The 24,233-nt window shown below is 54.1% G+C and carries 22 protein-coding genes; 15 read left to right on the top strand and 7 right to left on the bottom strand.

All coding sequences use genetic code 11. The annotated features are described in order from the left end of the window. Positions 1–12: 12 nt before the first annotated feature. Entirely contained in the window at positions 13–1,431 is a 1,419-nt protein-coding gene (locus MKY64_RS19585) for an HAD-IC family P-type ATPase (protein ID WP_340958135.1), read from the bottom strand. A 21-nt stretch (positions 1,432–1,452) separates the two neighbouring features. Continuing rightward, on the bottom strand, positions 1,453–2,718 hold the full coding sequence (locus tag MKY64_RS19580; RefSeq protein WP_340955194.1) for a cation-translocating P-type ATPase: 1,266 nt from the start codon (positions 2,716–2,718) through the stop codon (positions 1,453–1,455). A 258-nt stretch (positions 2,719–2,976) separates the two neighbouring features. On the opposite strand from MKY64_RS19580, the gene sbnA reads away from it, so the two are divergent. The 11 genes from sbnA to MKY64_RS19525 are packed head-to-tail and all read left to right on the top strand — an operon-like array spanning position 2,977 to position 13,397. Continuing rightward, on the top strand, positions 2,977–3,948 hold the full coding sequence (sbnA, locus tag MKY64_RS19575; protein ID WP_340955192.1) for a 2,3-diaminopropionate biosynthesis protein SbnA: 972 nt from the start codon (positions 2,977–2,979) through the stop codon (positions 3,946–3,948). A gap of 6 nt (positions 3,949–3,954) precedes the next feature. Further along, the gene (locus MKY64_RS19570) at positions 3,955–5,079 is read left to right on the top strand and encodes a glycoside hydrolase family 88 protein (RefSeq protein ID WP_340955190.1); all 1,125 of its coding nucleotides are present in this window, start codon (positions 3,955–3,957) and stop codon (positions 5,077–5,079) included. Beyond that, positions 5,079–5,351, top strand: a complete 273-nt coding sequence (locus MKY64_RS19565; protein ID WP_340955188.1) for a hypothetical protein — start codon at positions 5,079–5,081, stop codon at positions 5,349–5,351. The genes MKY64_RS19570 and MKY64_RS19565 overlap by 1 nt, the downstream gene beginning before the upstream one ends. Further along, entirely contained in the window at positions 5,348–6,079 is a 732-nt protein-coding gene (locus MKY64_RS19560) for an HpcH/HpaI aldolase/citrate lyase family protein (protein ID WP_340955185.1), read from the top strand. Before MKY64_RS19565 ends, MKY64_RS19560 begins: the two co-directional genes overlap by 4 nt. 9 nt (positions 6,080–6,088) lie before the next feature. Beyond that, positions 6,089–7,330 carry a hypothetical protein gene (locus tag MKY64_RS19555; RefSeq protein ID WP_339313165.1) on the top strand — a complete coding sequence of 414 codons (1,242 nt, stop codon included), beginning with the start codon at positions 6,089–6,091 and terminating at the stop codon, positions 7,328–7,330. Further along, positions 7,327–8,283: a triphosphoribosyl-dephospho-CoA synthase gene (locus tag MKY64_RS19550; protein ID WP_340955183.1), complete on the top strand. Its 957-nt coding sequence runs from the start codon at positions 7,327–7,329 to the stop codon at positions 8,281–8,283. Before MKY64_RS19555 ends, MKY64_RS19550 begins: the two co-directional genes overlap by 4 nt. After that, complete coding sequence (gene citX / locus MKY64_RS19545) at positions 8,223–8,741, top strand: citrate lyase holo-[acyl-carrier protein] synthase (RefSeq protein ID WP_340955181.1); 519 nt, start codon at positions 8,223–8,225, stop codon at positions 8,739–8,741. The genes MKY64_RS19550 and citX overlap by 61 nt, the downstream gene beginning before the upstream one ends. Next, entirely contained in the window at positions 8,738–9,976 is a 1,239-nt protein-coding gene (locus tag MKY64_RS19540) for an MFS transporter (RefSeq protein WP_340955179.1), read from the top strand. Before citX ends, MKY64_RS19540 begins: the two co-directional genes overlap by 4 nt. Then, positions 9,964–11,190: an ATP-grasp domain-containing protein gene (locus MKY64_RS19535; protein ID WP_340955178.1), complete on the top strand. Its 1,227-nt coding sequence runs from the start codon at positions 9,964–9,966 to the stop codon at positions 11,188–11,190. The genes MKY64_RS19540 and MKY64_RS19535 overlap by 13 nt, the downstream gene beginning before the upstream one ends. Next, the gene (locus MKY64_RS19530) at positions 11,168–12,409 is read left to right on the top strand and encodes an ATP-grasp domain-containing protein (protein ID WP_340955176.1); all 1,242 of its coding nucleotides are present in this window, start codon (positions 11,168–11,170) and stop codon (positions 12,407–12,409) included. The genes MKY64_RS19535 and MKY64_RS19530 overlap by 23 nt, the downstream gene beginning before the upstream one ends. A 13-nt stretch (positions 12,410–12,422) precedes the next feature. Further along, positions 12,423–13,397 carry a 2,3-diaminopropionate biosynthesis protein SbnB gene (locus tag MKY64_RS19525; protein WP_340955174.1) on the top strand — a complete coding sequence of 325 codons (975 nt, stop codon included), beginning with the start codon at positions 12,423–12,425 and terminating at the stop codon, positions 13,395–13,397. A 91-nt stretch (positions 13,398–13,488) separates the two neighbouring features. Here MKY64_RS19525 and MKY64_RS19520 read toward each other — a convergent pair whose 3' ends face one another. Together MKY64_RS19520 and MKY64_RS19515 are read right to left on the bottom strand one after the other, a co-directional pair. Continuing rightward, positions 13,489–13,695 (bottom strand): hypothetical protein, encoded by a 207-nt coding sequence (locus tag MKY64_RS19520; protein ID WP_036723873.1) that lies wholly within the window; start codon positions 13,693–13,695, stop codon positions 13,489–13,491. Between the two features lie 104 nt (positions 13,696–13,799). Then, the gene (locus tag MKY64_RS19515) at positions 13,800–14,189 is read right to left on the bottom strand and encodes a MerR family transcriptional regulator (RefSeq protein ID WP_340955171.1); all 390 of its coding nucleotides are present in this window, start codon (positions 14,187–14,189) and stop codon (positions 13,800–13,802) included. A 117-nt stretch (positions 14,190–14,306) separates the two neighbouring features. Between MKY64_RS19515 and MKY64_RS19510 the strand changes: the two genes are divergently transcribed. Next, the gene (locus MKY64_RS19510) at positions 14,307–15,356 is read left to right on the top strand and encodes an NAD(P)-dependent alcohol dehydrogenase (protein ID WP_340955169.1); all 1,050 of its coding nucleotides are present in this window, start codon (positions 14,307–14,309) and stop codon (positions 15,354–15,356) included. Between the two features lie 109 nt (positions 15,357–15,465). Here the strand turns inward: MKY64_RS19510 and MKY64_RS19505 are convergent, their stop codons facing one another. Together MKY64_RS19505 and MKY64_RS19500 are read right to left on the bottom strand one after the other, a co-directional pair. Next, positions 15,466–16,746 (bottom strand): glycoside hydrolase family 27 protein, encoded by a 1,281-nt coding sequence (locus tag MKY64_RS19505; protein WP_340955167.1) that lies wholly within the window; start codon positions 16,744–16,746, stop codon positions 15,466–15,468. Between the two features lie 109 nt (positions 16,747–16,855). Further along, positions 16,856–17,737 carry an AraC family transcriptional regulator gene (locus MKY64_RS19500; RefSeq protein ID WP_340955165.1) on the bottom strand — a complete coding sequence of 294 codons (882 nt, stop codon included), beginning with the start codon at positions 17,735–17,737 and terminating at the stop codon, positions 16,856–16,858. Positions 17,738–17,845: 108 nt separating this feature from the next. Between MKY64_RS19500 and MKY64_RS19495 the strand changes: the two genes are divergently transcribed. Further along, on the top strand, positions 17,846–18,913 hold the full coding sequence (locus MKY64_RS19495) for an SGNH/GDSL hydrolase family protein (protein WP_340955163.1): 1,068 nt from the start codon (positions 17,846–17,848) through the stop codon (positions 18,911–18,913). Between the two features lie 273 nt (positions 18,914–19,186). Here MKY64_RS19495 and MKY64_RS19490 read toward each other — a convergent pair whose 3' ends face one another. Continuing rightward, positions 19,187–21,220 (bottom strand): ATP-dependent DNA helicase, encoded by a 2,034-nt coding sequence (locus MKY64_RS19490; RefSeq protein ID WP_340955160.1) that lies wholly within the window; start codon positions 21,218–21,220, stop codon positions 19,187–19,189. Between the two features lie 170 nt (positions 21,221–21,390). Between MKY64_RS19490 and MKY64_RS19485 the strand changes: the two genes are divergently transcribed. Both MKY64_RS19485 and MKY64_RS19480 read left to right on the top strand, forming a co-directional pair. Continuing rightward, on the top strand, positions 21,391–22,680 hold the full coding sequence (locus MKY64_RS19485) for a DUF1963 domain-containing protein (protein ID WP_340955158.1): 1,290 nt from the start codon (positions 21,391–21,393) through the stop codon (positions 22,678–22,680). 78 nt (positions 22,681–22,758) lie between these two features. Then, positions 22,759–24,192, top strand: coding sequence for a PAS domain S-box protein (locus MKY64_RS19480; protein ID WP_340955156.1), 1,434 nt, complete (start codon positions 22,759–22,761; stop codon positions 24,190–24,192). The last annotated feature ends 41 nt before the right edge of the window (positions 24,193–24,233 follow it).

The raw sequence follows: 24,233 nt of genomic DNA, 5'->3' as shown, positions 1-24,233 counted from the left end.
GCAGCCGAACGGTCACCATTCCCACTGGCGTCGGCGGCGGATAATTCCGCGCGTAACCGCCTTTTCAAGCTCAATAATTACGAACAGCGCGGCTCCCATGATGAGCGGGAAGGACCAGTAGGACAGGCCGATCGGCACTGTGCCGAACACCCGGTTCATGAACGGCAGGTAGGTGATGGACAGCTGGAGTACGACCAGCAGGCCGGATACGACGAAGACCGCTTTATTGTCGAAAAATCCCTTGCGGATTGCCGGTCCCAGCTCGGTGCGGCAGTTGAAGAGATGGAACATTTGCGCCAGGACGATGGTCTGCATGGTCACTGTATTGACGACAGCCTGTTCATATCCATTGCTGAGCATGGACATGTTCATGGCCAGGGTTCCCCCGCCGAGCAATACGGATACGAACAGAATGCGGAAGATATAATAGCCGCTGAGCAGGGGGGCCGCCGGATTGCGCGGGGGCCGCTTCATCGCTCCGGGCTCAATCCGCTCAAACGCCAGTGCCAGGGAGACCGTGACCGAGCTGACCATATTGACCCACAGAATCTGGATCGGTGTCAGTGGAATCATCGTGCCCAGCAGGATGCTCGCCATGATCAGGAAGCTTTCTGCACCGTTGGTCGGCAAAATGAACAGGATGGTTTTCTTCAAATTGTCGTACACACGCCGGCCTTCCTTGACGGCCTTGACGATGGTGCTGAAATTATCGTCGGCCAGAACCATTTCCGAGGCGTCCTTGGATACTTCGGTGCCTTTGATGCCCATGGCTACGCCTACATCTGCCCGCTTGAGTGCCGGGGCATCATTGACCCCGTCACCGGTCATGGCACAAATGCTGCCGCTGCTCTGAAGCGCTTCGACCAGCTGGAGCTTGTTCTGCGGACTGGTGCGGGCGAAGATGGAATACTTCTGTGCAGCTTCCTTCAACTCTTCCGCAGACAGGTTGTCCAGCTCCCGGCCTTCAATCGAATGCTTCCCATCGCCGATGCCCAGCTGTTCACCGATGGCCATCGCTGTCTCTTTATGGTCGCCTGTAATCATCTTGACCTCGATCCCGACGTTCTGGCACTCGCGGATCGCATCCACCACTTCATCACGCGGCGGATCGACGATCCCTGCCAGCCCCAGCAGCACCAGTCCTTCCTTCAGATCATCATGGTCTATCTGCTCAGGGGAGGAGTCCTCCGGCAGCTCCTTCATCGCCAGTCCGATGACCCTTTGTCCCTTGCGGGCATGGGCCTGCATCTGGCCGTACCAGAAATCAGCATCGAACGGAGTCTCGGCTTCGTCGTCCGCCTGCCGGTCCGCCATTTCAAACAGACGGTCCGGCGCACCTTTGACATAAATGACTGAACGTCCCTCGTATTCGCTCAGGACCGCCATGTATTTGTATTCGGAGTCGAACGGGAGCTTGGAGCGCGTCTTCAGTTCAGTAACTTCAGATTGGGCCTAGCCCGCAAGCGTCAGCAGGCAGCCTTCTGTAGGATCGCCTTGAAGCTTCCACTCCCCTTGTTCTTCCGTCAGCACAGAATCGTTGCAGGTCACCCCGCATATCAGCAGATGCTTCAGCGTCCGGTCCTGCTCTGGATCGGCCTCCTTGTCTTCATCCCGTATAATTTCACCTTCAGGCGCGTATCCGGTTCCCGTAACCCCGTATTCATGCATGGACGTTACTACAGAGGTGACGGTCATTTCGTTTTTGGTCAGCGTTCCCGTTTTATCCGAGCAGATGACGGAGACCGCGCCCAGCGTCTCTACAGAAGGCAGATTGCGGACGATGGCCTTTCTCCGTGCCATATTCTGCACACCGATCGCTAATATAATGGACAGAATGGCCGGTAAGCCTTCGGGGATGGCCGCTACAGCCAGTCCGATGACCGACAGCAGCAGCTCTCCGGTCTCATAGTCGCGCAGCCCGTAGCCGAAGCCGAACATCAAGGCGGCCACAGCTACGATAACAACCGACACCATTTTGCCGAAACGGGCGGTCTGTTGCAAAAGCGGGGTGCGGATCTCCTCCACGGAGGCGATGGACTGGTTAATTTTCCCGAGCTCCGTCTTGCCGCCGGTTGCCACCGCTACTCCAATTCCTGTCCCGGAAGCAACGGTTGTGCCCGAGAAAACCATGTTGGTCCGGTCACCAAGCGGACAGTCCTCCTCCAGCGCTTCCGTCTGCTTCTCCACCGAGGTAGATTCGCCGGTCAGCGCCGATTCCTCGACCTTCAGATTGCTGCTGCTGAGCAGCCTGAGATCTGCCGGGATTCGGTCGCCTGGATTCAGCAGCACGATATCGCCCGGCACCAGCTCTGCCGCTTCGATGGCCGCCGGGCTGCTGTCCCGCAGTACCTGAGCTTCCGGGGACAGCATATTCTTGATGCCCTCCAGCGCTTGCTCGGCCCGGTGTTCCTGCACGAAACCGATGGCCGCGTTGACGATGACTACGATAATGATGACGATGGTATCGGTCCAATGGCCGAGCAGGGCCATAATGACGGCAGCAACCAGCAAAATGTAGATCAGCACATCATTGAAATGCTTTACAAATTTAAGGGCCGCCGGCGATTTTTTACCTTCCGGCAGCTCATTCCTTCCATAGCGGTTCAGCCGCGCGGTTGCCTCGCTGCCGCTCAATCCCTGTTCCCTGCTTGTCTCCAATGCTTCCAGCGTACGCTGGCTGTCCATGGCATGCCACAGCTTGTCCTGCTTCTTCGCCAAGTCAGTCGCCTCCTCTGGTTCAAATCTTCCCATTCATTAAACGGGAACCCGTCCGGGCAAACGCTTTAGAGGGAAGTCGTTGCGAAATGTTCACTAATAGAAAATACAAGGTGATGGATTTTTATAGAAGTTTTGAATCAAAGTGATAAAAATTTTTAATATATTTACATTTATTAGGATAGAAGTGTATGATGCAAATGTATTTATTTTACTTTTTATAGAAAAATCTATGAGAATATGCCTTGGGAGGTGATAGGTTTGATCTACGACAATGTGCTGCAATTAATTGGGAACACGCCTATTGTTAAACTGAATTATCTTCCGGACCCGTATGGGGCGCAGGTATTCATCAAGCTGGAGGGGCTTAATCCCGGCGGCAGCATGAAGGACCGCACGGCGCTCTACATTATCAGCCAAGCGGAGGCAGCGGGACAACTGAAGCCCGGCGGCACGATTGTTGAATCCTCCTCCGGGAATCTGGCCATCGGACTGGCGCTTGTGGCACGGCAAAAGGGGTACAAGCTGATCTGTGTGGTCGATCCCAAGATCAGTCTGGTCAATCTCAGTATTATCCAGGCCTATGGTGCGGAGACGGTAATGGTTGATCAGGCTGATGAGTATGGCAACTATCTTAGAGCCCGCCTGGACAAGGTACAGGAGCTCGTCAAGCAACTGGGAGCATTTTGGCCTAATCAGTATAATAACCCGAGTAATCCTGAGGCACACAGACAAACGACCGCGCTTGAAATCTATGAGGCGTTCGGTAATGAGCTTCAGTGGGCAGTGATACCGTCAGGCACCTGCGGTCTCATTACCGGGTGCAGCCTGGGGCTGAAAGAACATATCCCGCACATAAAAATTATGGCTGTTGATGCTGCCGGCTCGGTTACCTTCGGGAAGCCGCCGGGTGTCAGACATCAGATTGGCATTGGTTCAGCTATAGTACCGGGCAATGTGCGAAGAGAGCTGTATGACGAGATTACGCATGTCTCGGATGCAGAGGCCTTCTCCACCACCCGCAGGCTGGTTAAGGAAGAAGGGCTGCTGGTCGGCGGCTCCGCAGGTGCAGCGGTGTTCGCGGCCCTGAAGCTTGCCCGCCGCCTGACTGGCGGGGACAAAGTGCTTGCGATTCTTCCAGATCGCGGAGACCGGTACTACAATACTATTTTTTCGGATGAATGGCTGGAGCAGATTGGAATTGAACTGGGTAAAAGCGCTGTGAAAATATGATCGGGGGTGCTGGAGATTACCGTTTCCTTACGTAATGAGGTGATTGACCGTGCCGTCAGACAGACCCGCAGGCAGCTTGACAAGCTTGCTTCTATGCCATCCTCCGGTGAGATTAGGCTTCCTTATGTTACGAACAACGGAAGATATATGCTGGAGGATAAGTGGTCCTCCGGATTCTTCATTGGACTCCTCTACCAGCTCTATCAGTTGACCGGCGATACTCTTTATATTGAGGAAGCTGACCGCTGGATAGGCGGGATTGAGACTTATAAGAATCAGGGGGATTATCAGGATATTGGCTTCCTGTTCTATTATTCTTATGCGTTCGGGTACGATCTGACCGGTAAGGAAGCATACAGAACGATTGCGCTTGAAGCTGCTGACAGCCTCTTTGATTCGCGTCTCCCGGGCGGTTATCTGGAATGCAATTGGCTGCCCGAGGGGAAGCGCTATGCAGGCGTCGACAGTATGATGAACATCCGGTTGTGGCTATGGGCCTATCGGATAACCGGTGAGGAGCGCTATCGCGCCGCTGCCATCGAATCAGCACAGATTACAAGTGCTGCGCTGATGAGGGAAGACGGCTTCACTTACGAATATATGAGAATGGACTCACTTACGGGAGCCCCGGAGCAGCCCTACAACAAGAACGCCAAATTCAGCTCAGCATCGGTGTGGGCCAGAGGCCACACATGGGCACTCTATGGAGCAGTTCAAATGTATGTGCTGGGTCATGAAGAGGAGTGGAGGACAAAGGTTGAGCAGCTCTCTGCCTTCTACTTAGCCCATGTCTGTTCGGATGGTGTTCCGGCCTGGGATCTGATGCTGTCCCATCAGGAGACGGCTATGAGGGATGCTTCGGCTGCTGCGATCGCTTGCTCTGCATTCTACCAGTTTGCCGCAGCCTTAAGCCCTGATGATCCCTTACGCCAGCAGTTCCGGCAAGAAGCAGAGAGGGTGCTCGATGTTCTGATTTCTGCGGAGTATGCGCCCCCGGGTCCGGAGCATGAGGGACTGCTGGTGCATGCCAGCACGCCGCTGCATGTCGTTCAAGCCGCAGGAGAGTCCCAGATCTGGGGCGATTATTTTCTGCTGGAGGCTCTATATTACTCATTGGAGGTCGGTTCTTAATGAATGTCAGTGCCGGATCGATAGAATCTAGCGATATTAAAATTGTCATCGAAGAAGGCCACGCTGCAATGCAATGCATGAATATGGTGCCGGAGCTTACGGACCGCCAAGTCTATGAATATGTTGTTCCCATTCTGAAGCAGTATGGCTTGGCGGATCTGTCCCCCCAGATCTGGTTCAATGGAGCCAATGAGTGGGTCATCCGCAGCCGCTGCGAAGCCTTGGCCTACTCTCTGAACACGGTTAATCAGCGGGAAGGTGTAACAGGATGAGTGTAGCTGCCGAACCCTTAGTCTATTTCTATGTTCCGGGATACAAACCGAATTACATAGAGTACGCTATGACCTTCTATCCTATGAATATTATTCTCTGTCTGGAAGACGGTACGCCGGAGGAGAAGAAGCTTGAAGCAAGATACGTGGTCAAGAATGCCCTTCAGGAATTCAGCAGCGACTCGGAGCATACGCTCATTGTCCGCGTGAATAGTGTTCATACCCCTCACTGGGAGCAGGATTTGGAAGAGCTTGTGCCAGAGCGCCCTGCCCGAATCCGGCTGCCCATGGTCCGGACGGCTGAGGATTTACGGCAAGTGGAACGCAAGGTGCAGGATGTTATACACCAGCGTAGCTTGAACTATTCACCCAGCTATGAAGTCATGATTGAATGCTGTGAGGCTATTGCCAATCTCGGAGAGATTCATCAGGCCAGCCGGAATATTTATGCTTTTACCTTTGGAGGAACAGATTATTTCAATGACTGTGTGGCTAAGGGGCTTGGGGACCCGGCCCTGGAGGTCCGGAAGGCCAAGCAGAAGCTGGGGGAATACTGCCGCAGTGTGGGCCTTCAATGCTTTGACACCACTTACATGGCTTATCGTGATCTGGAGGGGTTCCGCGAGGATTGTCTGCTCTCCAGGGAATACGGCTTCACGGGGCGTTCCGTAATCCATCCGGACCAGGTTGCCGTCGTCCAAGACATATACGGAATTTCAATAGCGTAGGAGGCTGTTATGTTCACAACATACCGATTGGAATTGCCTGAGCCTGTGACTCTAAATAAGCTGCAAATCCCTGTGTTCACCCATATGTTCCTGCAAAATGTATCTGCCCATAAGGTGCAGGTCGACCCGATTCAAGGGAAGCGGATCAGCGTCACCTATCTATCGTCTTATCCCAGGGAGCAGATTGAGCGGGAGGTTGCTATTTTCCTGGAGCGTTTCACCCCGGAGCATGATGAGGCATCCGCATCATCCGCTGAAATACTGGAGCCTGAGCTGAATATGGTGGAGCTGCATGAGCCGCCGCTGGAGAAGCTGTGCTCCTGCTGCACGCCGGGCAATCAGCGGAATATCTCGGATGACCTGCTGGAGCAGAGATGGCTGACTTTATTGAAGAATCAGGAGCTGGCGTACCATCGTCCGATCATCACTCTGCTGGAGTATTTTGACCAGAGTTATGTGGATTATGTCGGCCGGAGAATTGGGGATTGTCAGCAGCGGCAGTATTCGGTCTTGTTGCCTGCTTCGTTCGCCGAGAAGATGAATTACTTCCATAGCGCACCAATGCATTTGCTGCTGGCCACCCATTTAAGCCATGATCATGAGACAATGAAATCCTTCGCTGCAGATGTATCCGCGAATAACGGGAAGCTGCCGCAGGACTGCGGCCCTTATCTGGAGACGCCTCCCTATATTCTGCAATCTGCCCCCTGCTATAAAGTCTATATGGAAATGGAGGATCAGGTGTTTGAGGACAATACCGCTTTTGTACTCAAAGGCCAGTCTTTCCGCAATGAGGGCAAACGTGTATATCTGCTGGAACGGTTGTTGAATTTCACCATGCGGGAATTCGTATTTCTGGGTACTCCCGAATACGTCACCCGGATGCGTGACTTGACATTAGAGTGGACCGTGGAGTGGATGGAAGCGGTAGGGCTGAAAGGCGGGTGTGTCTTAGCCAATGATCCATTCTTCCTGCCGGGTAAGGTGAAGCAGAATTTCAAAGTGCCCAAACATGTCAAATACGAGGTTCGTGCGGATATCCCGTATAAAAACGACACGATTTCGATTGCTTCCTATGACACGCACGGCGATTTTTTTGCAAAGACCTTTAACTTTAGACTGAGGGACAACGCTGAGACATGGTCGGGCTGCATCGGACTTGGCCTGGAACGGGTAGTATGGAGCTTCCTTCAGCAGTACGGTCTACAGAGTGAACACTGGCCTGCGGCTATCCCGGAGAGCGTAAAGTGACTGCTTCCGGCCAAGCAGCATCGGTCTGGATTGCCGAAACGCTTGTCTATAGTGTTCTGGCCGAGGCTGTGAGCTGGCCTTCCCCCGGATTGGTATCGGCGGTCAGCAACGGATGTCACGGGGATATGGATATTTACACTTTTCTGAGAAGCGCACTCCGCATTCAGCCGTATTACCAGGAAGCTGCGCGCCTGGGCATAGAACAATCCGGGGGCCGAACCGGCAGGGAGGATTTGTTCAGGATGCTCCAGAAGACCGGGCGGCGGGCCGAGGCTGACATGCTAAGGGCTACCGGGGGAGTGAATACCCATAAAGGAACGATCTTCCTGGGACTGATTCTATGCGCGGCTGCCGGAATGACGAGTCAAAGTCCATCCAGTGCAGTAGAACCGCAGGAGATATGCCGCTTGGCTGGAAGGCTGGCTGAGTATCCGCTGCGGGCACAATTGGCGGACATTCTGGAGGAGACGCACAGTGCAAGCACGGGCGGACGCGCCTACAGGGAGTGGGGGATTAGAGGCATACGGGGCGAGGTTATAGACGGATTTCCGTCCATTCTTCAGCAGGGCTTGCCTGCCTTGCGGGAGGCGCTTCAACAAGGAGCAGATTTGCGGACGGCGCTGATCCACTGCTTGCTATCATTGATGGCTGTGGTACAGGATACCACGCTGCTGAACCGCAAGTTCGACAGGACAAGGATTGACTATACTCAGGCGAGTGCATTAGCGGCGTTGGACCGGGGGAGTCTGTTCACCTCTGAAGGCAGAGCCTATATCCGCACCATGGAGGAGGATTTTCGTCTCCGTTCCTTATCTCCCGGCGGATCAGCCGATCTGCTGGCGATGACGCTTGCTTTGCATTTGTGGACTGAGAATCAGGGGGAGGAAAGAGTGTGGCGAACGATTCCGCTGTATCAGCCATCCTTCGCGACCGGGAGCGCCTCCATGAGCTAAGAGAGGCCAGGTATCCGGCAGCAGGCTCGCTGATCCAGATTATGATGAATATTCCGGGGCCGGATAAGAGGCTGGCTGTTGCCTATGAACTATTCGAGCTCTGTATGGAGGCTTTACAGGAAGCTCTGGCGGTTGCAGCTTATAAGATTCTTGCGCTGGAGCGGATCGGGCTGGCGCTTGGTCCGGTTGCTTATCTTCAGGTATCTGCGGATGCGGCGGCATTGAAGCTATTCTGTCTGTCCTTTGAAGGGGAGCATCCGCTTAGCGCTTATTGGGATATGGATATTTATGATTCATCGGGAAAAGCAATGGGCAGGCATGAGCTGGGGGCTCCTTCACGCCGCTGTTATCTGTGCGGGCAGCCTGCTAAAGTGTGCGGATTCCTGCAGCATCATTCGCCAGAGGAATTAATCGGACGTATGGCTGCTGATCTGGCGGCAAGGAAGGCAGTCACATGAATCTTTTCCGAAACTTAAAGGTGCCCCGGCCGGTGTTTGCCATTTGTCTGAACACACTGGTTACCCATCTTGGCTTCTACGCTATGACGGCGATATTAACGGTCTATCTGTCTCAGGTCAAAGGACTGCCGCTGTCGGTTACCGCTGTAGTTACCATGATCTTCACGGTGTCTTACCGCAGTGCGAGATTCCTTACCGGACCCCTGCTGGACAACATGGACCCGTTCAAATGCATGTGGTTCGGCTGCCTGCTAACAGGGGTCTCCATCGCTATGGTAGATTTCTGGCAGTCTCCGGTGTTGATTACTATACAGCTTATCATTGCCGGGATCGGCTACTCTGTCCGAGGCTTATCCTCGAAGGCTTCTTTATCCTTCGTGGGGAGTAAGGATGGCAATGCCCTGTTTTATTTTGCGAATTCCAATATGTATACGAACGGTGCAGCCATTGCCGGGCCCTTAATCGGCTCCTTTCTGCTGACTAGCTCCTTGAAAAGCTTCACGTTGACCTTCGTTGGAGGGTTTTATGTGTTAGGTGCCATCCTGCTCAATATCTTCCCGCCCGGGTGTAGTCTGATGGGCCGGGAGCGGAAGCCGGTAAGCTTCTGGAAAGGATATCAGACCGTTCTGCTCGATAAAAGCTTCCGTAAAGTGCTGCTGTTCAATATGATCGGCTGCTTCTTCTTCACCCAATTGTTCAATTCCTTTCCTTATTTAATCGGCACTTATTATAACGCTCCGGAAAGGCTGGGAAGTCTGCTGATGCTGAACGGAATCCTCGTGGTGGCGCTGCAGATTCCGGTCGGGCGCTGGATGAATACCGCGTTGTCAGGCCAGCGTGAGGGATACCGGCTGATGCTGGCGTTTCTGCTATTTAGTGTTTCTTTCTCAATGAATGCGATCATCGGTTCGATCTGGGGCTACTACGTATTCGTCGCGTTGTTCACCCTTGCAGAAATATTATTCATCCCTACGATAGATGCGTATGTCTCTAACGCTGCCCACCCGGATCTGCGTATCACATATTTCAGTGTCATCGGATTGTCCACAGCCCTTGGAGAAGGAATCGGTGTATATACCGGGCTGCAATTCATACATATGTGGAGCATCTACGGAAAGCTGTCCTATTTCTGGTTGTCCCTGGCTCTTCTGTCTGGACTGTCTCTTGTACTTTACGTAATGCTAAACCGGTCACCTGTTCATCACAAGGAGGAGGAGAAACTATGGCGGTATTAATTCTGAATCAGAGGAGGCGGGCCTTCGCTCCTTATCTGACCTGGCTGGAGGATCTGGATGAAGAAGTATACCTGTATACTTCGCCGGCATATGGTGAGATAACGGAACCCTTTGCCCTTGTGCAAGTGTTCGACAACTGGGTGAGCAATGACCGGGTAGAGATCGATGCGTTACGATTGTATGAGGAACATCCTTACCGTCTGATCATCGCTCTCGATGAGAGTGATCTGATTCGTGCGGCCCGGCTGCGTGAACGGCTGCACCTGCCTGGTCAACAGCTGGAGAGTGCAGTGGCTTACAGGGATAAGGCGGTGATGAAAAGCTTAGTCAGCCCGCAGGTATCCTGCCCGGCATTCCGCAGACTGGCTTCACCGCTTCACTTGTATGATTTTGTGCTGGAGCACGGCTTGCCGGTTGTGGTTAAACCGGTGGACGGCATGGGCTCCATGAATACGGACATTATACGGACCCGGGAGCAATTGAACGATGTATGGGAACGCGGCCTCGGCAGCGGCTTAATGGTTGAAGCCTACGTAGAGGGAGAAATGTATGAGATCGATGGGCTGATGATGGGCCAGGAGATCCGTTTCGCTTCTGTCGGCAAATATTCCTGCAAGCCGCTGGAGATACTCCAGCAGGATTGCTTCGTGGAATTGCTCAGCCCCGGCTGCGCGGTGTATGAGCGGCTGGTTCATGAAGTTCAGCAGGTCATTGAAGCCTTGCCCTCACCGGGAGTCTCAACCTTTCATTGTGAAATGTTCCATACCCCGGAGGATGAATGGGTATTCTGTGAAATTGCCAGCCGGACCGCAGGCGGGCGGATCAGTGAGTCAATCAGCGCCATGTATGACGTTGATCTGAACCGGGAGTGGGTCCGGGGGCAATGCGGACTGCCGCTGAAGCTGCCGGTGCCAAGGCCGTCACAGGTAGCGGGGGTATATCTAATGCCGAAACGCCCGGGAACGGTAGAGACCATTCCGCAGACGCTGCCCTTTGAATGGGTGGCGGAATATGTTCCCCGTGTCAGAGCAGGCGAACAGCTGGACGCGGCTCATTCCAGCGTGGATGCCGTGATGACCGTAATCATCGTAGGCGAGAATTCGGCATCGCTGCAAGCCAGGCTGTCACAGCTGCTGCGGTATCTGGAGCAAGAAGTGCAAATTCTGCCCGCCTATAAGGAGGATACAACCAATGAAGCACCTGTTACTAGTTGAGAGCAATGAGTCTATCGCAGGTATCCAGGCCTGCCAGGAGATGGGGTACACCGTAACGTTGCTGACCCAGAATATTCAGCATTACCTGAAGGGCCAGCCGCTGGAGTCCCACCCGCTCCGGTTGGTAGATTACATTCATGAAGTGGACACCTTTAATGAAGAAGCTGTGGTTGACTTTGTCAAAGCGTACCATCAAGCGAACCCTTTGACCGGAGTGATGTCTTTTGCGGAATTCTACGTGGTTCAGGCAACGGCTGCTGCGCATGCGATTGGTGTGCCGACCATGCAGCCGCTGGCGGCCAAGAATGCCCGGAATAAATATAAATCCAGAGAAATCTGCGTTCAGAGCGGCGTTCCGGTTCCCCGTTCACTGCTCGCAGGCAGTATAGAGGAAGCTTGCCGGCACGCCCATTCCATGGGTTATCCCTGTATCGTTAAGCCGTGTGACGGGGCTATGAGTATCGGGGTGGTCTTTGTCAACAATGAGCGAGAGCTGCGGCAGGCTTACGACAGCTATGTGAACAACCGGAATTTTGGGCGTAATCTCTATGGAAGTACGGATGTGCTCATTGAGGAATATGCAGCCGGACCTCTGGTCAGTGTGGAGATGGTCACTTATCAAGGGCAGGATCACCTGATCGGGATTACGGACCGCCGTCTGGTTGGATTTCCCTATTTTGTAGAGACTGGCGCCAGCTTTCCGGTTCGGTTAAGCCATGAGGCGGAGATCGTGGAGGTGGTCCGCCGGGGACTGCATGCGCTTGGGGTTGACTTTGGCCCCACACATACAGAGGTTGCTCTCACTCCTGAAGGTCCCAAGATTATTGAATTTAATCCGCGGATGGTAGGCGGGCCTGTTCCGGAGATGATTAAATACGCAACCGGCATTGACCTGCCGCGTGAAGTGCTTCGTATGCATATGGGGGAGGCCCCGGAGTTGACGCCGAGCGTCTCACGCGGTGCTGCTTCACGGGAATTCTGTTCGCCGGTTGACGGCAGGCTGATCGAGGTTACGGGGCTTAAGGAATTAGAGGGGCGTGCGGACATTCTGCGATCGCATTTCATTGCTGCCGGGCGCGAGGTGTCCTTTCCGAGATCTAATTTTGACTGGATTGGCCGAGTGATGGTTGGAGGGGACGATGCAGAGCAGGCTGAGCAGAAGTGCAGTGAAATCCAGAATACGATCGGCTTGCACATTGCAGCCAGACCTATAAGCTGAGGAGGCCTTGAGCATGTTATATCTGAATACCACAAACCTGGAGCAGATGAATCTTCCCTGGGCACTATGCATGGATACGATACGGAGTGCTGTCCAAGTGATGGCAGCGCATGAATTCTCCCAGCCGATTAAACCCTATCTGCTCTTTGATAAAGATCCAAGCAGCCGGATTATTGCCATGCCCGCTTATGTGGGCGGAGAGATCGGGATGGCAGGCATCAAGTGGATCGCCAGTTTTCCCGGTAACCATGGCAGGCAGCTTCCCCGTGCCCACTCGGTGACGATACTGAATGATTCCGGCAGCGGGAAGCCTGTGGCTATCATCAACAGTCCGCTTATCTCCGGGATTCGCACGGCTTCGGTCAGCGGGCTGATGATTCAGGAATATGAGAAGGTACACCCTTTTGCCGGTAAAATGATTGCCGGTATTGTCGGGTTCGGACCGATCGGTCAGCTCCATCTGTCGATGCTGAATCAGCTGCTCGGGGACCGGCTGGAGGAGGTTCGGATCTTTGATCAGAATCCGGGTGCTCTGGATCATATCCCGGAAGAGCTTGGGACAAGGGTACGGCCTGTGGATTCCTGGAAGGAAGCCTACGAAGGGGCTGATCTGTTCATCACTTGTACAATTTCCAGCTCCGGTTATATTGACCGCAAGCCCAAAGAACAGAGTCTGCTGCTGAACGTGTCTCTGCGCGATTTCACCCCGGCGATCTTAAGCTACACCTCGGCCATTATTGTCGATGACTGGGATGAAGTGTGCCGTGCGAATACGGATATTGAACATATGCATCATCAAAGAGGGCTGCGGAAGGAAGACACGGCGTCCATCGTCGAGGTGGTCTGCGGCAACGCGCTGGCGAAATTCCCGAAGGAGGAAGCGGTCATGTTCAATCCGATGGGAATGGCTGCCTTTGATATTGCCATTGGATCACTATATTATCGTGAAGCGCTGAATCGCGGGTGTGGTAAGGAGTTGGAGGAGTAGGAGCAGGGGGCAAAATCAGCATACAAAATAAACGGGCCGGATAAGAGATATCCTCTTGTCCGGCCCGGCTGTGTACTGCCTCATCACAAGGCTATGGATTCTTGCGGTGCTTCTTCTCTTCCGGATCTGGTGCAAGGCCAGGAGCTGACACCTCGGGGTCATTCCCCAGCACGGCGCCTACGACCTCATCCAGCTTATCTGTTTCCGATTGACCGTCCGCCGGACTGGGTTCGCCCTCCGGAATCGGGTGGACGCCTGCGGTGCGTCCGTCGAGCGGTGCTTTTTTATCATCCTTCATCTGTCAGTCTCCCTTCTAAGTGCAGGTTCTGTCTTAGGATGTGTCTGCGGTAACCGTTCTATGTATCGATAACCGCAGCGGAGGCTGATGAACCATACGGCTGGTTAGGATTGGTGGACCACTTCCATACTCTTTTCCAGGGCAGTCTTATAATAGTGGCATTTATGGTCTATGACTTCCATCGTTTTTCTTAATTCCTCCATCTGCGCTTCTACGGAAGCCTTCCGCTCCAAGAACATGTCGTATCGGCGCTGCAGGGTGGAATCTCCTTCGGAGCACCATTCAATGAAATGCTTAATCTCTTTGATGGGCATCCCGGAGGCCTTCAGGCATTCAATAATCCGCAGGGCCTCCATATCGGAGGGCTTGAATACGCGTTTGCCGCTGGGAGTTCTCTCTATAGAAGGGAGCAGGCCCTCTTTGTCATAATAACGCAGGGTATACGGGGTCATGTTGAAATGCGCTGCCGCTTCGCTTATGGAATAGGTCTTCATCATCGTTCTCCTGTCCTGGATATTTCGGGCTTGACTTAGAGTTAACTTTAAGGAATATCATAGGCTTTGTAAAGCTTAAAGAATGATGTCTACTATTCTATTGAAAAGAGGTTCACTATGATACAAGTTAACGCACGTGCTGCATTCAGCCAGGAAGGCCCGTTCAAGCTGACTACGATCGAACGCCGGGAGCTGCTGCCGCAGGATGTTCTGATCGAGATTAAATACGCCGGTATTTGCCATTCCGATATTCATACCGTCCGCGGGGAGTGGGGACCGGTGAAATATCCGCTGGTTCCGGGGCATGAAATTGCAGGTATTGTCAGCCAGATCGGTTCTGGAGTGACGAAATATGCAGTTGGCGACCGTGTCGGGGTAGGCTGTATGGTCGATTCCTGCGGAGAGTGCAGCAGCTGCCGGCAAGGCGAGGAGCAATATTGCCTGGAGGGAAACACGGGAACCTATGGAGCGACTGACCGCCACGGGCACTATACGCAAGGCGGATATTCCACGCATATCGTTGTCACTGAAGACTTCGTGGTGCGGATTCCTGACAGCCTTCCGCTTGACGCTGCTGCACCGCTGTTGTGTGCCGGAATCACTACTTACTCACCACTGCGCCACTGGGGAGCTGCTCCCGGCAAAAAGGTGGCTGTAGTGGGTCTCGGCGGGCTGGGGCATATGGCAGTAAAAATTGCTCATGCCATGGGGGCTGAGGTTACGGTGTTATCCCAATCCCTGAAGAAGAAGGAAGACGGCCTGCAATTGGGCGCAAATCATTATTATGCCACCACTGATCCGGAGACATTTAAGCAGCTGGCCGGTTCCTTCGACCTGATCATTAATACGGTCAGTGCGCAGGTGAATATCAATGCTTTCATGTCACTCCTGGCGCTGGACGGGACGTTGGTGAATGTCGGTGCGCCTGCTGATCCTTTGGCTGTTAATGCCTTCTCGCTGATCGGACACCGCCGTTCCTTTGCCGGTTCGATGATCGGGGGAATCCGCGAGACACAGGAGATGCTTGATTTCTGCGCTGAACATCAGATTGCTTCCGAGATCGAAGTGATTTCGGCTGACCAGATTGACGAAGCCTGGGAACGTGTGCTGGCCTCGGATGTGCGTTACCGGTTTGTGATTGATATCAGCACGATGGGGAAGGCTTAAGTCTTTAGAGGAGCAAGAAAGATTCTTAATCTATATTGTTTGAAAAACAGCCTGCAGGAATGGAACTACTCCATTCCCGCAGGCTGTTGATATTTCTGCCTAGCTTCTCCTACGAGAAGCTATATAATCGCACCCCGTGCGGAGGCACGGTGGTCTGCAGCACGCCGCCGCTAAGCTCAGCAGGCGTCTGGCTCCACAGCTCCGTACCTGCGGCCACGCCGTCGAGGCCAATCTCTTCGAGGTTCAGGTCAACCGGCAGCGGGCTGTTACTGGTGTTGAAGACGGCAGCATACCGGGTGCCGTCGTCATGAGCAGCGGTCCAGACGATCAGCTCATCGTGGTGAAGGGCTTCCCTGGCGCCATGGCTCTCGCGCTGCATGCGCAGCACCTCGCGGTTGGTGAGCAGCGACAGGGTCCAGTCGTCATTGTCCCGCAGCTCGCCGCCGAAGATCAGCGGCGAACGGAAAATACTCCACAGCGACATCATCGTCAGCTGCTCATCCCGGGTGAAGCGCGTCCAGCGGTCATCCCCGCCGCCGTCAACGGAGCGGACGCCGATGTGGCCGAGCGGCAGCATGTCGCAATCCGGCCAGGAGCCGGCCTGCGGGACGCCCTGCCAGCTGCGGCAGCGGCTGAACATGTCCAGCAGCAGCTCCCAGCGGTCCCAGAAGTCATCCGTGATGCGCCACATGTTGGCATGCTCGATGAAATGTTGTGCATATTCTACCGGAGCAGGGCCGGGGGAGAGACTCAGGACCATGGGGCGGCCGCAGTTCTCGATTGCCCGGGAGATCAGGGTAATCTCCGGCTGATGGGTATCGTATAGTCTGGAAGCGGCGATGTCATCCACCTTGACCAGATCGACGCCCCACTGCGCGTACAGTTCAAAGAGTGAATTATAGTAGGCCTGAGCGCCTTCCTTGGAAGCATCGACACCGTACATATCTGTATTCCATGGACAGATGGAGTTCGTGTGCGCGATCTCGCGGGCAGTTGCCTCCGTCCCCAGAATCGCGGTGCCTGCATGGGCGGCCTGACGCGGAATGCCGCGCATAATATGAATACCGAACTTCAGTCCTAGGCCGTGGACATAGTCAGCCAGCGGCTTGAAGCCCTGCCCGCCCGCTGCCGAAGGGAAGCGGTTCTCGGCTGGCATCAGCCGGGAGTATTCATCCATGATTAGAGGGACGAAGGGGCGGTACAGGGAGGACACGGCACCAGGCTCATACCACTGGATATCAACGGTGATATAGCTCCAGCCGTAGTCTTTGAGATGCTCGGCCATATACTCCGCATTGCCGCGGATTTCCGCTTCGGTTACGGCTGCGCCGTAGCAGTCCCAGCTATTCCAGCCCAGCGGGGGGATAGGTGCTGCAAGCTTATGATTCATTGTGTAATCTCCTTATCAGATGGATTATTGCTCCTCATAAGTCCATCATAATCAAGGAGAAACCCAATATCTATAGTAATGTTGCAAGTGGAATAGCACTATATTGCGCTTAATCGAAAAAGAGCTGGCGGTAGATCAGGCTCTCGCCCCCGCTGCGGAAATCGCCTGGTGTCAGTCCGGTCAGGCTGCGGAAGGCCTTGATAAAGTAGCTTCCGCTGGAATAGCCGATCTGCTGTGCAATAGCTTCAATGCTTAAGCTTGTCCCCCGCAGCAGTTCCATCGCCTTCTCCGTTCGGACCCGGGTCAGATAAGCGCCGGGTGTCAGGCCGGTGCTGGCCGAGAAACGGCGGATGAGATGATATTTGGACAGGGAGACATGCTCCGACAATTGGTCGATGCTGATCATCTGCGGGTAATGCTGCTCGATGAATGCAGCGGCGCGCTTAATATTCTCTGACCATTTGTCCCTGTCGCGTAGCGTAGCTGTCTGCATTCGGGTCAATTCGGTCATGAATTGATAGACGCTGGATGAGGCGATCAGCGGATCGGAGATTCTGCCCGCTCCGGCATCCATTACAATCATCCGCGCCAGCCGGACAGGGGCACAATCTGCGGGCAGCCGGGGCACCTCGCCCGCTTCGCGCAGGAATCTGCGCCAGTGGGGCAGGATCAGGCTTGGGCGCAGCAGGAGGAACAGGAACTCCCAGGGCTCTGCCGCATCCGGCGGATAGTAATACCGGTGAGGTCCCGGGATTTCCGCCAGCAGAGCCTGTCCGGCCCGGACCCGGTAGGTCCGGTTCTCTGACTCGAACACGCCCTCACCGGAGAGCGTGTACTGGAACAGCAGCAGCGGGCCGTCGCTGCGCTCCATCCCGTCCCAGCGGTATGTGGGATCGGAGACGGAATCATAACCGGCTGCGAACAATACGCACAGCTGCAGCTCCTTATCTTCGGCAAAGCGAAAGCCATAGGTCCCTCTGGGGATGTCCATGGATAGCCTCCTTTTCTCAACAAGTACTTAATATCTTAACATATCATTGAAAATATAAAGCGCCTTTGCTACTGTTACGAATAGAAACGAGAGAAGGAAGGTTATGGAATGTCCCAGATGCAGACGTACCAACCGGCAGCTAATCATGTCAGACTCATCGGACGGACCCACTGGATGGGAGAGGTGCTGTGGCTGGCTCTTTCCGGGAGCGGGGTGGAATTCTCATTCTACGGCCGGGCGGCCCGGATCACTCTGCAAGGCGATGATATCGCTGCAACCGGCAACAATCTGGCCCGGATTGGAATCAGTGTTAACGGCCAGCAGGTGATAGACGATCAGGTGGATCAGCTACGCAAAACGTATACAGTGTTTGAAAGCGACACCGGGCAAGAGGTTACTGTAAGAATAACGAAGCTGTCTGAAGCAGCCATGTCAACGGTTGGCATTGCGGAGATCGCGGTGCAGGCTGAGGAAGGGATTAAGCCGACTCCATCTCCGCAGCATACGATCGAATTCATCGGCGATTCCATTACCTGCGGGTATGGTGTGGATGATGAAGAAGCGCTGCATACCTTTTCTACGGCTACAGAAAATGTAACGAAGGCTTATGCCTACCTGAGCGCAGAGCAGCTTGGTGCGGATTACAGTATGGTGTGTTACAGCGGATACGGCATTATTACCGGCTATACAGAAAATGATCAGAAGCTCACCACGCATCTTCTGCCCGATTACTACGAGAAGGTAGGCAAGTCTGAAGGGAGGTTCGGCGGCAGTCTGCTGCCTCAGGAGATAGCTTGGGATTTCAGCAGATTCACGCCGGAGCTGATCGTTATTAATCTGGGGACCAACGACGATTCGTACACGAAGGATGACCCTGCCAAGCAGGCGGATTATGCAGAGAACTATGTCGCTTTTCTACAAATGGTCAGACGGAATAATCCCGATTCGACCATTCTGTGTACGCTCGGGATCATGGGGGACAGGCTGTATCCTATCCTGGAGCAGGCGGTGGACCGCTATGTCCGGGAAACCGGTGACAGTAGAATCTCGGTGATGAAATTCGAGGTGCAGCGCGAAGAGGACGGCTACGCCGTCGACTTCCACCCTTCCCGGGTGACCCACCGCAAAGCGGCGGATAGACTGGCGTCAGAGATCAGGAAGCTGATGAAGTGGTGATCTGGCTGGTGAAGAAATGGAGCGGGTAGTCCAGTAGTCCAATGGTGATTGCACTATGTGCAATAGAAATTCATAAAACACCTCTAAAAATAGTCCCTATTGTATTTAGTACAGTAGAATACTGGAGAGAGGCCCAATATGGGCAAAATCTCTAAATTCTGCTGTACATAATACAGTAGAAAGGCTAGAAGGGTAGTTTTATAGCTCGATCTAATGTACAAAGTGCAATAGGCACATACGTCTCAGCACTCCAACCTGCCATTCCGTCCCTCATCACCGATGAATTCCCTTCTCACGCACAAACCTCTCCAGCACCCCGAACTCCTCCGTCACCTTGGTGAACGGCAGGGCGGCAAGAACCTGCTCCCGGTACGGGTTACGGGCTCCGGCCGCCAGGCGGGAATCCAGGATGCTGAGTACACCGAGGTCTGTCTCGCTGCGGATCAGGCGCCCGGTACCTTGTCTTAAGCGCAGCAGCATGTCCGGCACGTAGACCTCCATGAGCGGATTCTTCGCCTGCGCAGCCTTGTATTCGTAGACAGGATCAGCCGGAACCGGGAACGGCAGCCGGAAGACGATCAGATGCGACAGATCTGCACCCTCGATATTCACCCCTTCCCAGAATACACCGGTACTCAGCAGCACGCCCTTACTCGCCCGGAACTCAGCGATCACACCGTCCTGCGACGAGCCTTCCCGCTGCATATGCAGCGCCCAGTTCAGCTTCTCCGCACTCAGCTTCTTGTGAATGTACTTCATATCCTCTTTGGCCGAAAAAAGCACCAGCGTCCGCCCGTCCGTTACATTGCACAGCCGCAGCAGCTCCTTATACGCCGCTTCCAGATAAGCTTCCCGGTTGTTGTGGTTATAGTAAGGAACGTCTTTGGCAATATACATCATCGTATGGTTGTCGTAATCGAACGGTGAAGCCTGACGCTCCATATACTCCCCTCTGTAGCCCAGCGAACGCGAGAGATAAGCGTATTGTTCCTCCAGCGTACCGCCGGACTGGCTGAGGGTTGCGGAGGTCAGGATGACAGAGGTCTTGCCGCTAAACAGACTGTATTTCAGGAATTGGCTGATCCCCTTGGGGCAGATGCTGACGGTAGCTTCTCCCCGGGGCTCACTGGCCCAGAGCAGATAGTTGTCCTCCGTCCCGGCCAGCACCTGGAAGAGGTCAATCATTCCGTTAACCGCTTCGAAGGTATTATCAATCTCCCGCTCATGCCGGGAGGTCAGGACCGAGAGACTGAGGCGGAACTCCTGCAGAATCTGCACGGCCTGCTGCAGCGGGACTCCGGTAATCGCCGATACTTTAATCCGGTCAGTGTCCTGCTTGGCCGTGTGCAGCAGGTCTGCTTCTATCTGTCTGAATAACTCTTTGGCACAGCGACGGACGAATTGGCAGGACTTCATCAGGCTGCGGTCCGCCGACTGCTTGAACAGAAGCTGCATGGCATCCTCCAGCACCCGGGCGATCTGCCGGAAGGTGAATTCGAGCGTCTGGGCATCCCTGACCTTGGCCTCAAGATTATGTGCTTCATCTATAACGATCAGAGCAGGCCGCTCGGTGATCAGGCCTTTGGTCCCTTCCTTTTTCTTGATCAGGTCTCGGATCAGCAGGTCCTGGTTCACGATGATGATATCCATCTCGCCCGGGCCGGCGTTGATCTTGGCCCGCATGTCGTAGAAGGCGCAGGTATGCTTGTAGTGGCAGTGCTCGAACTTACAATCTGTCACACACACGTTAGACCATAAGGCATCACTGACTCCGCCCTTCAGATCTGCCCGCTCGCTGATTTCTGCATTCAGGATACGTTCTGCCATTACAGTGAGCGGTGAGCCGGACTCCCCGGACGGGAACAGGTCCGCTGCCCGGTACCGGCAGGCATATTGCCCCATGCCCTTGCCGACTACAGAGCGGACCATGGAGAAGCCGAGCCGGCTGCCGATGAACCGCAGATCCTTATGGATCTGTTCGGAGAGCTGGATGGACGAGGTGGCGATAATGACCGGCTGCCGGGAGAGCTGGTTGATGAGCAGGCCGGGAATCAGGTAGGCGAAGGATTTGCCGATACCGACTCCGGCTTCAATCATGGCATTTCGGCCATGGACATAAGCGTCGGCAATATCCAGCGACATATCCTGCTGGCCGAGCCGTTCGGTGAGACCGAGCCGTTTGAACCGGTCATACATGCGGAAGATGGCATTGACCAGAGCAGGCTCGGCGTCTTTGGCCGGCTCCTGCTTCTGTAATTTGTAGAGATCATTTAACCAGTTGATAACGACCGCCCCTTTTCCTGTCAATGTTAGTCTTGTCCTGCATGATATACGGCAGAGGTTGTTATTATCTTAGATGGCGGGCGAACAGTCAAGGGCCAGGGCGGAATCCGTCTGCTGGCATCCCGGAAGTCCTCTATCTTATAATGTTAATAAAATCATAGTCTGCGTACTGATCACGAAGGGAGAGAGAACATATGAGCGAACGTCTGCCTTGTCAGACCCCGGGCTGCACGGGAAGCATTCTTCCTGCAACCGCACTGAAGACCGGGGGTATCTGTATGCCCTGCCAGCAGCGGAAGCTTGCAGAGGAGAGACAAGCTTATATTGAGCAGAACCGTAAAGAGGTGAACAGGTACGCCGGTATCCATGATCCGGTTGAAATTCTCACCATGATGCACAGCCCGCGGAAGCCTGATCCGCTGATCAAGGAAGTCCCCTACCCCCGGACCGCACAGGAGCTGTATCACGGACTGACGGAGGAAGAGAGAGGGCGGATGGAGAGCTACGCCGTTCATTTATTAGAAGAAGAGGATATAGACCAGGCGGAGACGGTGCTGGTGTCACTCCTCTGCTTCACGGATACACGGCTTGGGCCGGGTCTGGAAATGCTCCTCCACACAGGGAATTATGCGCCCGCGATCCTCTTCAAGGATGCTGACGCGCAGGTCAGGGACCGGCTCATTGCTCAGGTGGAGTCCGATCCGGCTAACCGTAATCTGCTGCTGCTGGCGCTGGCCTGGATTGGCGATGAAGAGGTGGTCAGGCTGTTATCGGCATGGCGGCAGTCCCCGCCGGAGTGGGCGTCAGCGTTATATATAGCTCCCGAGATGTATGCCCGTGAAGCGGGCTGGGAGCTGGATGCCGGAGGGGACAAAAGGCAGCTGTATCATCCTGAATGTTACCCCTTCCTGGTAAGCAGGGAAGACACTCTGGAAGCGCCCGGTGCTCCGGCGGCTGTTCAAATGCTCCAGACAGGAACGCACGCCTGTCCTTGGTGCGGAGGTGCGCTAACTGTTTTATTTGATTATGATTTGCAGCATCCGCAGGTTAGGTTCATGGAGCTTCCCGGCAAGCGACTAAGAATTGCAGCCTGTATGCACTGCAACTGTTATGGCACTGTATATATGAAGGCTGATCTGGAGGGCGGGTATGCATGGAGTGAATATAATGTTGTTCCTGGATATCTGCCTGACAATACTGGAGGAGCATTGGCGTTCAACACGTGGCATGTAATGCAGCTGTCGGAACAGCCGGCAGGTACTTATGAGAGTGCATACTGGGTTCTGGAGGCACCGGCCTCGCAGATCGGAGGTCATCCGGCCTGGATTCAGGATGCGGACTATCCGGCCTGTCCCTGCTGCGCACAGACGATGACTTTTGCGGCGCAGGCGGATATGGGCCAGGTGGCGGAGGACGAGGGAATTTATTATGCTTTTCTGTGCCGGGAGTGCCTGATTACAGCGGTGAATTACCAGCAGACCTGAGCCTGCTTTTGTCACAGATAAGTTACGGGTAAAGTGCTACCATGGAATGAAAAATAAACTGGCTGCGGGAGCTGATATATGAGTCGTTTCTCAGTTCATCAGATGATGCATTATTCACTGTATTCTTTTGCCGAGCACAGCCCGGACCCGATTTACATTCTGGGTATGGACAAAAAAGTGAGCTACGCCAATTCCAAATTCGTGGAGCTGTACGGCTGGTCAACAGAGGAATTGAACCTCCATGATTTCCCTCATGTTCCCCCAGAGCTCAGGGACGAGCTTAACCAGATGTATAATTTCATCGATCGGGGGATGCCTCTGTTTGCCCTCGATACCTTCCGGATTAAGCGGAACGGAGAGCTGATCAGTGTCAAGATAACCATATCCCCTGTCAAAGATCCGGAAGGACGCATTACAGCATATGTATGTGTACTACGGGATGTAACGGAGATCAAGTTCTCAGAGCTGAAATATTACAAGCTGTTTAATGAAGCGAACGATCCCATTTTCATTTATGAGCAGGATGAGGAGGGCAAGCCTTCGAAGTTCCTGGATGTGAACGAAGCGGGCTGCCGGATGCTGGGCTACACACGCCATGAGCTGCTGGACAAGACCCCGCGCTCTATTGCCGCAGAAGCTCTGGTGCCGGAGGTGAATAAGATGTTCGGGTCCATTCTTAGCGGAGAAGGAATGTTCGTCGAATGGGTTGAGGTTACGAAGGATGGAAGGGAAATTCCGGTGGAGATCAGTGCGAAGCCATTCAGGTTGAATGGCCGCCAGCTGGTAATCTCGATTACCCGCGATATGACCGAACGAAAAAAAACGGAAGAGTTCCTGAGGTATAGCGAGAGCCTGTCCATGATCGGTGAGCTGTCCGCAGGCATTGCCCATGAAATCCGCAATCCATTGACCAGCATCCGCGGGTTCGTCCAGCTGCTGTATTCCCGCTCCAAGATGAACAGGGAGTTGCACGAGATCATCCTGTCAGAGGTGGATCGGATCAATTCAATCATCAGCGAGCTGCTGCTGCTGGGCAAGGAAATGCCGTCCGAGCTGGCAGACTGTAACCTGGTCCGGCTGCTCGGACAGGTGATTGTCCTGCTGAATGCGCAGGCGCATATGACAGATAACGAAATTGTCATGCACACGGATCTCGACAGCCTGCCTGTCCGGTGCGCGGTTAACAAGCTGAAGCAGGTGTTCATCAATGTGCTGAAAAATGCGATAGAAGCAAGCCCGCACGGAGCAGAAATTACGCTGGAGCTGAAACATGAGGAGCATACAGCCATTATTCGCATCATCGACACCGGGCCGGGCATACCGGTAGAGCTTCTGCAGCAGATCGGTGCTCCGTTCTTCACGACCAAATCCGGAGGGAATGGATTAGGTGTTATGATCAGTAAGAAAATTATCCATAATCATAAGGGGACTCTACAGTTCAAAACCAACCAGCCGACGGGAACAATAGTTGAGATTACGCTGCCTTTGCTTCATGAATTACAACATACATAAGCGGTATCCAAACGGAGCAGTGAGGTCAGACCAGACCCCGC

Source organism: Paenibacillus sp. FSL R7-0210, assembly GCF_038009085.1.
Classification (GTDB): Bacteria; Bacillota; Bacilli; order Paenibacillales; family Paenibacillaceae; genus Paenibacillus_AQ; species Paenibacillus_AQ silagei.
This window is presented reverse-complemented; position numbering and strand designations above follow the sequence as displayed.

Excerpts from the sequence above, each read along its gene's own strand:
- MKY64_RS19565 (WP_340955188.1), top strand. The coding sequence starts at position 5,079 with ATGAATGTCAGTGCCGGATCGATAGAATCTAGCGATATTAAAATTGTC.
- MKY64_RS19560 (WP_340955185.1), top strand. The coding sequence starts at position 5,348 with ATGAGTGTAGCTGCCGAACCCTTAGTCTATTTCTATGTTCCGGGATAC.
- MKY64_RS19555 (WP_339313165.1), top strand. The coding sequence starts at position 6,089 with ATGTTCACAACATACCGATTGGAATTGCCTGAGCCTGTGACTCTAAAT.
- MKY64_RS19540 (WP_340955179.1), top strand. The coding sequence starts at position 8,738 with ATGAATCTTTTCCGAAACTTAAAGGTGCCCCGGCCGGTGTTTGCCATT.
- MKY64_RS19535 (WP_340955178.1), top strand. The coding sequence starts at position 9,964 with ATGGCGGTATTAATTCTGAATCAGAGGAGGCGGGCCTTCGCTCCTTAT.
- MKY64_RS19530 (WP_340955176.1), top strand. The coding sequence starts at position 11,168 with ATGAAGCACCTGTTACTAGTTGAGAGCAATGAGTCTATCGCAGGTATC.
- MKY64_RS19525 (WP_340955174.1), top strand. The coding sequence starts at position 12,423 with ATGTTATATCTGAATACCACAAACCTGGAGCAGATGAATCTTCCCTGG.
- MKY64_RS19520 (WP_036723873.1), bottom strand. The coding sequence starts at position 13,695 with ATGAAGGATGATAAAAAAGCACCGCTCGACGGACGCACCGCAGGCGTC.
- MKY64_RS19515 (WP_340955171.1), bottom strand. The coding sequence starts at position 14,189 with ATGAAGACCTATTCCATAAGCGAAGCGGCAGCGCATTTCAACATGACC.
- MKY64_RS19510 (WP_340955169.1), top strand. The coding sequence starts at position 14,307 with ATGATACAAGTTAACGCACGTGCTGCATTCAGCCAGGAAGGCCCGTTC.
- MKY64_RS19505 (WP_340955167.1), bottom strand. The coding sequence starts at position 16,746 with ATGAATCATAAGCTTGCAGCACCTATCCCCCCGCTGGGCTGGAATAGC.
- MKY64_RS19500 (WP_340955165.1), bottom strand. The coding sequence starts at position 17,737 with ATGGACATCCCCAGAGGGACCTATGGCTTTCGCTTTGCCGAAGATAAG.
- MKY64_RS19495 (WP_340955163.1), top strand. The coding sequence starts at position 17,846 with ATGTCCCAGATGCAGACGTACCAACCGGCAGCTAATCATGTCAGACTC.
- MKY64_RS19485 (WP_340955158.1), top strand. The coding sequence starts at position 21,391 with ATGAGCGAACGTCTGCCTTGTCAGACCCCGGGCTGCACGGGAAGCATT.
- MKY64_RS19480 (WP_340955156.1), top strand. The coding sequence starts at position 22,759 with ATGAGTCGTTTCTCAGTTCATCAGATGATGCATTATTCACTGTATTCT.